The sequence below is a fragment of the Rhodospirillales bacterium genome, from assembly GCA_016712595.1.
Taxonomy (GTDB): Bacteria; Pseudomonadota; Alphaproteobacteria; order Rhodospirillales; family Defluviicoccaceae; genus Defluviicoccus.
The window spans coordinates 1,198,177-1,204,575 of the sequence record JADJQT010000002.1 but is presented as its reverse complement, the minus strand read 5'-3'; the positions used below and the strand labels follow the sequence as shown (position 1 = coordinate 1,204,575).

Sequence of the window (6,399 nt, the reverse complement as noted above, 5' to 3'; positions counted from 1 at the left end):
CATCGACTGCGCGGACGATCCCGGGCTGGCGCTCAACGCTTTGCGCGCCGGCGCGCCGGCGATCCGTGTTCTCCACACGGCGCCGGCATTCGATCGCCTCGCCGATATCGCCCGCCAGCATGGAGCGGCGATCGAAACCACGCCCGATGTTCGCGATGACCGCGACCTCGATCTCGCCGACGCGCCGGACGCGTTCTCCGCCTGCTGCGCCTGGTTGCGCCGCACCGCGTCGCCCCTCACGTTGCCAACGGCGCACGGCTCGTGTATCTGACGTATCCGATTTTCGCGTCTGGGACTGTTCACGTGCGAAGCTGGGAGACGACGCATGAAAGTCACACAACGCATCAAGAAGATCCTCGATAACTACGCCAGCGACAATCCGGGCACCAAGGTCAACCTCGCCCGCATGCTGGGCACCGGGCGCCTCGGCGGCTCCGGCAAGCTGGTCATCCTGCCCGTGGACCAGGGCTTCGAGCACGGGCCGGTGCGCAGCTTCGGCCCCAATCCCGCCGGCTACGATCCGAGCTACCACGCCCAGCTCGCCATCGACGCCGGGCTGAACGCCTATGCCTCGGTGCTGGGCATGATCGAGGCGGTCGCCGACGAGTACGCGACGCAGATCCCGCTCATCCTCAAGATGAACAGCTCGAACACGCTCTACCGCAGCAAGGAAGCGCCGGCCCAGGCGATCACCGCTTCGGTCGACGACGCCGTGCGCCTCGGCTGCGCCGCCATTGGCTATACGATCTATCCCGGCTCGGACGACGCGTTGACCATGCTGGAGGACCTGCGCGAGCTGACCGCCGAGGCCAAGGCCAAGGGCCTCGCCGTCGTCGTCTGGTCCTATCCGCGCGGCGGCGCACTCTCCAAGGAAGGGGAGCTTGCCATCGACATCTGCTGTTACGCCGCGCACATCGCGGCGCTGATGGGTGCGCACATCATCAAGGTCAAGCTGCCGTCCGCCGACATCGAGCAAGGCGAAGCCAAGAAGGTCTATGAGAAAGAGAATATCGACATCTCGACCCAGGCTGCACGGGTCAGGCATGTCGTCCAGTCGGCGTTCAACAGCAAGCGGCTGGTCATCTTCTCCGGCGGCGCGATGAAGGGCGCGGACCAGGTCTACCAGGACGCCCAGGACATCCTCGACGGCGGCGGCAACGGCCAGATCATCGGTCGCAACACCTTCCAGCGACCGCGCGAGGAGGCACTGGCGATGCTCGAGCGGATCATTTCGATCTTCCTCGGCAAGGCGCGGCACGACGGCGAAGCCCAGGGCGGCGCGTGACCGCACGCTCCCCCACCCGCCTTTATCTGATCACGCCGCCGCGCCTGGATGCGGCGGCGTTCTCGTCCGTGCTCGCCGCCGCGCTTGATGCCGGCGACGTCGCTTGCGTGCAGTTGCGGCTCAAGGACGCCGACGATGAGGCGATCCGCCGCGCCTGCGAGCACCTGCGCCCCGTCGTCCAAGGGCGCGACGTCGCCTTCCTGCTCAACGATCGCCCCGACCTCGCCGCGGCGATGGGCTGCGATGGCGTGCACGTCGGCCAGGAGGACTGGCCTTACGCCAAGGCCCGCCGCGCCGTCGGCGCCGAGGCCATCGTTGGCGTCACCTGCCACAACTCCCGCCACCTCGCCATCGACGCCGCCGAATCCGGTGCCGACTACGTCGCCTTCGGCGCCTTCTTCGCCACCGCCACCAAGGATGCCAAGACGGAAGCCGACCCCGAGATCCTCGCCTGGTGGAGCCAGATGATGACCGTGCCGTGCGTCGCCATCGGCGGCATCACTGTCGAGAATTGCGCTCCGCTGATCACCGCCGGCACCGACTTCCTAGCCGTCTCAGCCGGTGTCTGGAACCACCCCGCCGGCCCCGCCGCCGCCGTCCGCGCCTTCACCCACATACTCGCCGGCGGCGGTTAGGCCCCACCAGCGCGCGCCGGCGCCGCTTCTATCGTGCCAACACTCTTGCTACACTTGGGGAAGAGGCGTGGGGCGGGGGTGAAACGTGCCAATCTTTGCCTCCCGGATCATCGGCTATGCCATAGCGCTGGCGATCGGCGCGGCGGCGAGTGCCTGTGGCGCGACACCGCCGCCCCCGCCTGCGACCCCCACCGCCGCAAAGACGGCGAGCACCACGGACGTGATCCACACCCCCTCGCCCGCGAGCGCACCCTCGGCGAGGACGGCGCCGGGTTGCTCAAGGACGTCGCCGGCAAGGACCCCGCCCGCCTGACGCAGGGGCGGCTGCTCTACGGTGACGCGCGCGCCGAGTTCGCCGGCCTGATCGAGCAGATGAAGGCGGAGCTGGCCGCCGGGCGTGATCCCGCCGCCTCCCCCGACTTCCAGCGCGCGCTGCAGGCGGCGGTGGGCAAGCGCGATGCGTTCATTACGTACCTCAAGAGCGAGGTTCTGCCGCCGGAGGGCAACGGCAAGGCCGGGGTGCTCGCCGGCATCGCCGCGGCAGCCGAACTGATCCCGGCGCTGGCCAAGGGCGTAGCGATCCTCTGGGAGGACTGGCGCAAGGCCTCGGCCAACGGCGATACGCTGATCGGCTGGCAGGTCAACCGCGGACGGGATCAGGCAGCTGACTTCTTCCCGGCGGCGCAGTTCCGCGAGCGCTTCTATCGCCCGGACGTCATCGCCCGCGTCCTCGACACCCTCGACGTCGGCGCCGCGCTACGCCAGGCCGATACCGCGCGCGGCGCCGCCACCAAGGGCGGGGCCGTCGCCTCGCTGCTGCCGCCGGTGATCGAGATTGTCCACCCCCAGGACGGCATCGAGGCGCACGAGGCGACGCTTGATCTCGCCTACCGCGTCCGCTCGCCGGCCGGCAAGCCGATCACCGGGGTCTTCGCCACCGCCGACGGCCGCCCGCTCACCGATGCACGGCGCGAGGTGCTGATGACCTCCGCGGCCGGCGAAGAGAGCGGCCTGATGATCGTTCCCTTGCCCAAGCGCGACGCGAAGATCGCCCTGCTGGCCAAAACCGTGGACGGACAAAGCGAGCCGGCAACGATCGTCGTGCACTGGCGCGGTCCCGGCTTCGCGCCCAAGCCCAAGCTCTACGTGCTGGCGGTCGGCGTCCGCGATTACCGCAGCTATCAGCCCCTGAAGTACGCCGACCGCGACGCCAGCGACTTCGCCGCACGCATGCAGCGCCAGAATGGGGGTCTGTTCGCCGACGTAAAAGTTCTTCCCCTGCTCAACGAGCACGCCACCAATTCCGAGGTCGAGGATGGCATCGACTGGATTCGCCGCGAGGTCACGGAGAACGACATCGGCATCGTCTTCATGTCCGGTCACGGCAAGACTTATCTCGGCGACTACTACTTCCTGCCCTACGACGTCGACGATACCAAGTTGTTCGCAACCGGCGTCTCCAAGGACGCCCTGCGCAAGACCTTCAACAACACCACCGGCAAGGTCGTAGTCTTCCCCGATACCTGCCACGCCGGCGGCGTGCAGATGGCGAGCACCAAGGATGGGACCGGGCCGGACATCAACGGTCTGGTCAATGAGTTGGCGCAAGCCGGCCGCGGCGTCGTCGTTTTCGCCTCCTCGACCGGCAATCAGCTCTCCGTCGAGCTCGACGCACCGTGGCGCCACGGCGCTTTCACCCAAGCGCTACTCGAGGCGCTCGACGGCGGGCGCCCCGGCCAGAGCGCCGATTACAACCACAACGGCGCGATCTCGACCGACGAGATCAACGTCTACGTTCGCAACCGGGTCAAAGACCTCGCGCACGACCAGACGCCGGTTTCGGCCAAGCCCGACGCCACGCCCGACTTTCCGCTCGCCATCGTCCGCTGAGCCACTACCCGCCGCTGCGGATGGTCGGAGGGTGGAGGCCATTGCATGTCGGCTAATGTGATCTCACGTTGAAGCAACCATCAGAAGAGAGCGAGGAACAGCATGGAACGTCAGCTTGAGAACAAACGGGCATTGGTTACCGGCGGCAGCCGCGGCATCGGCGCTGCCATCGTCAGGCGTCTTGCCCGCGACGGTGCGCACGTGGCGCTCACCTATGTCAGCAAGCCGGACCAGGCGGAGGAGACGGCAACGGCGGCGCGGGCGCTGGGCGTAAACGCCATCGCCATCGAGGCCGACAGCGTCGACGCTGCGGCAGTGCGGGTTGCCGTCGCGCGAACCGTCGCCGAGCTCGGCGGGATCGACATCCTCGTCAACAACGCCGGCGTCGCGGTGATGGCGCCCTTCGCCGACTATCGCCTCGAGGACTTCGATCGCACCATGGCCGTCAACCTGCGCGCCGTGTTCGTCGCCAGCCAAGCCGCGGCCGCCCATATGGCCACCGGCGGGCGGATCATCACCATCGGCAGCTGCAACGCCGAGCGCATGCCGTTTCCGGGCGGCGCCATCTACGCGATGAGCAAGGCCGCCCTGGTCGGTCTGGTCAAGGGCCTCGCCCGCGACCTCGCGCCGCGCGGCATCACCGTTAACAACGTGCAGCCCGGCCCGGTCGACACCGACATGAATCCGGCGACCAGCGATTTTGCCGAGATGCTGCGTACCCAGATTCTCGCCCTGCCGCGCTACGGTACCGCTGAGGAGATCGCCGGGATGGTTGCTTACCTCGCCGGACCCGAAGCGGGCTACGTGACCGGCGCCAGTCTGACCATCGACGGCGGCTTCAACGCCTGAGCACCCCCGTCGTCTCCGGCCGGCGAGCCGGTTCGCGGTCGGCGACGGCGCGTTTCCTTGCGGACACAGACGGCGATCATCAGGCCTGCGGCGCCACCCCCCGCCCCTGCTCCCGTCCTTCGCACAAGGTGGCGAGGCCGTGGATCAGGCGGGCGGTTTGCCAGTCGAGACGGCCGTTGGGGCGGGCGGGGCGAAAGCGGCGCTGGAACGCCTTGAGGGTGGCGAAGAGGTCGACGGTCTCATAGCCGATGGCGGCGAGCAGCGGGCGGATCACCTCGGGATCGAGGCTGACCGCGTCGGCCTCATCCGGCCACAAGCCGATCCCCGCCGCCGCCAGCATCCGCCAGTCGAACAGTTCGCCCGGATCGGCCTTGCGCCGGGGGGCGATGTCGGAATGGCCGACGACGTTGACGGCCGGGATCGGCCAACGGGCGAGGATGGCGGTGGCAAGGGCGATGAGCGCTTGCATCTGTGCCGCCGGGAACGGCCCGTAGCCGAACTCGTGGCCGGGGTTGACCAGCTCGATGCCAATCGAGCGGGCGTTCAGGCCGTCGTGCCCGCGCCAGAAGGAAACGCCGGCGTGCCACGCCCGCATGGTCTCGGGCACAAGGGCGAGCGTCGTGCCGTCCTCGTCGATCAGCCAGTGGGCGCTGACCTTGGCGGCGGGATCGCACAGGCGATCGAGCGCTGCAGCGCCGCTCTGCATGCCGGTGTAGTGGAGCACGAGCGTATCGATCGGAACGCCCTTGGGCCGCTCGTCCCGGTTCGGCGAAGTCCCTGCGCGGATCATGTCGAGACCGGCGGCTCGATCGAGCCAGCCTTCGCGCGGGCACGCGGACGGCCACCCAGGAACTGGATCATGCCGACTCCGGCGATGGTGACGGCGCCACCCACGATCACGTGCACGGTCAGCGGTTCACCCAGCAGCGGAACGGCGAGCCCCACCGCCAGGACCGGCGAAAGCAGGGTCATCGGGACGATCCGGTTCATCTCGTGCTTGGCGATCAGGTAATACCATAAACCATAGGCGGTGATCGAAGCCCCGACCGCCATGTAGACCACCGCCGCCCAGGCGCGCCAGTCGGCGGCGGCGATTGCTTCGATCTGGCCGTGCTCGAGCAACGCGCTCGCCAGCAAGAGCTGCGGACAGGCGAGCAGTGCCACCCAGGCATTCAGGGTAAAGACGTTGATCGGCCCCAGGCGCTTGATCAGCACGTTGGCCGAAGCCCAGGCGAACGCGGCGATCACCACCAGCAGCACGTGCACCGGGCTCGGTGCCTGCGCCGGGTCGCCGGCGAGCAACCAGACGCCGGCGAACGCCACCAGCATGCCGACGATCTGCCACGTCCGCAGGCGCTCGCGATAGAAGACGGCGGCGAGCAGGGCGCTGAACGGCACGGTGAGCTGAATGGCGATTGCCGCCGGCCCGGCGGAGACCCCGCGCAGGCCCACGAACAGAAGCCCGAAGTGCAGGACGCCGAGGACCACCGACAGCGCGGCAATCAGCGGCCACCGTCGTCCCGGCCGATCGAGAAACGGCGCCAAAAGCACGGCGACGAGGGCGAAGCGCAGGCCGATGAGCAGCAGCGGCGGCAACTGCATGACGCCGATCTTGCCGATGATAAAGTTGTAGGCCCAGATCAGCACGACAACCAGCGCCGCCACCCAGTCGAGCACCGATATAGGGCGCGCCCCCGGCGCACCCCCCGCGGCGCTGCCGACGGACGTCAGGGTCGCCAT

General features: G+C 68.5%; 7 protein-coding genes. 5 read left to right on the top strand and 2 right to left on the bottom strand.

Features of this window, described 5'->3' with window-relative positions:
- From IPK66_17220 to IPK66_17200, 5 genes are all read left to right on the top strand, one after another.
- A partial coding sequence (locus IPK66_17220; GenBank protein ID MBK8176934.1) for a hypothetical protein occupies positions 1-271 on the top strand: 271 nt, incomplete at its 5' end.
- A gap of 54 nt (positions 272-325) precedes the next feature.
- Complete coding sequence (locus tag IPK66_17215) at positions 326-1,285, top strand: class I fructose-bisphosphate aldolase (GenBank protein MBK8176933.1); 960 nt, start codon at positions 326-328, stop codon at positions 1,283-1,285.
- Entirely contained in the window at positions 1,282-1,920 is a 639-nt protein-coding gene (gene thiE, locus IPK66_17210; GenBank protein ID MBK8176932.1) for a thiamine phosphate synthase, read from the top strand. The genes IPK66_17215 and thiE overlap by 4 nt, the downstream gene beginning before the upstream one ends.
- A gap of 78 nt (positions 1,921-1,998) precedes the next feature.
- Positions 1,999-3,810 carry a caspase family protein gene (locus tag IPK66_17205; protein MBK8176931.1) on the top strand — a complete coding sequence of 604 codons (1,812 nt, stop codon included), beginning with the start codon at positions 1,999-2,001 and terminating at the stop codon, positions 3,808-3,810.
- Positions 3,811-3,912: 102 nt separating this feature from the next.
- Positions 3,913-4,659, top strand: a complete 747-nt coding sequence (locus IPK66_17200) for a 3-oxoacyl-ACP reductase FabG (GenBank protein MBK8176930.1) — start codon at positions 3,913-3,915, stop codon at positions 4,657-4,659.
- A gap of 79 nt (positions 4,660-4,738) precedes the next feature.
- On the opposite strand, the gene IPK66_17195 is transcribed toward IPK66_17200, so the two are convergent.
- Positions 4,739-5,449, bottom strand: a complete 711-nt coding sequence (locus tag IPK66_17195) for an N-acetylmuramoyl-L-alanine amidase (GenBank protein MBK8176929.1) — start codon at positions 5,447-5,449, stop codon at positions 4,739-4,741.
- The gene (locus IPK66_17190; protein MBK8176928.1) at positions 5,446-6,399 is read right to left on the bottom strand and encodes an EamA family transporter; all 954 of its coding nucleotides are present in this window, start codon (positions 6,397-6,399) and stop codon (positions 5,446-5,448) included. Before IPK66_17190 ends, IPK66_17195 begins: the two co-directional genes overlap by 4 nt.

What these genes read in the sequence shown, in the direction of transcription:
- IPK66_17215 (MBK8176933.1), top strand. Translation starts at nt 326, where the DNA reads ATGAAAGTCACACAACGCATCAAGAAGATCCTCGATAACTACGCCAGC.
- IPK66_17200 (MBK8176930.1), top strand. Translation starts at nt 3,913, where the DNA reads ATGGAACGTCAGCTTGAGAACAAACGGGCATTGGTTACCGGCGGCAGC.
- IPK66_17195 (MBK8176929.1), bottom strand. Translation starts at nt 5,449, where the DNA reads ATGATCCGCGCAGGGACTTCGCCGAACCGGGACGAGCGGCCCAAGGGC.
- IPK66_17190 (MBK8176928.1), bottom strand. Translation starts at nt 6,399, where the DNA reads ATGGCGACCCTGACGTCCGTCGGCAGCGCCGCGGGGGGTGCGCCGGGG.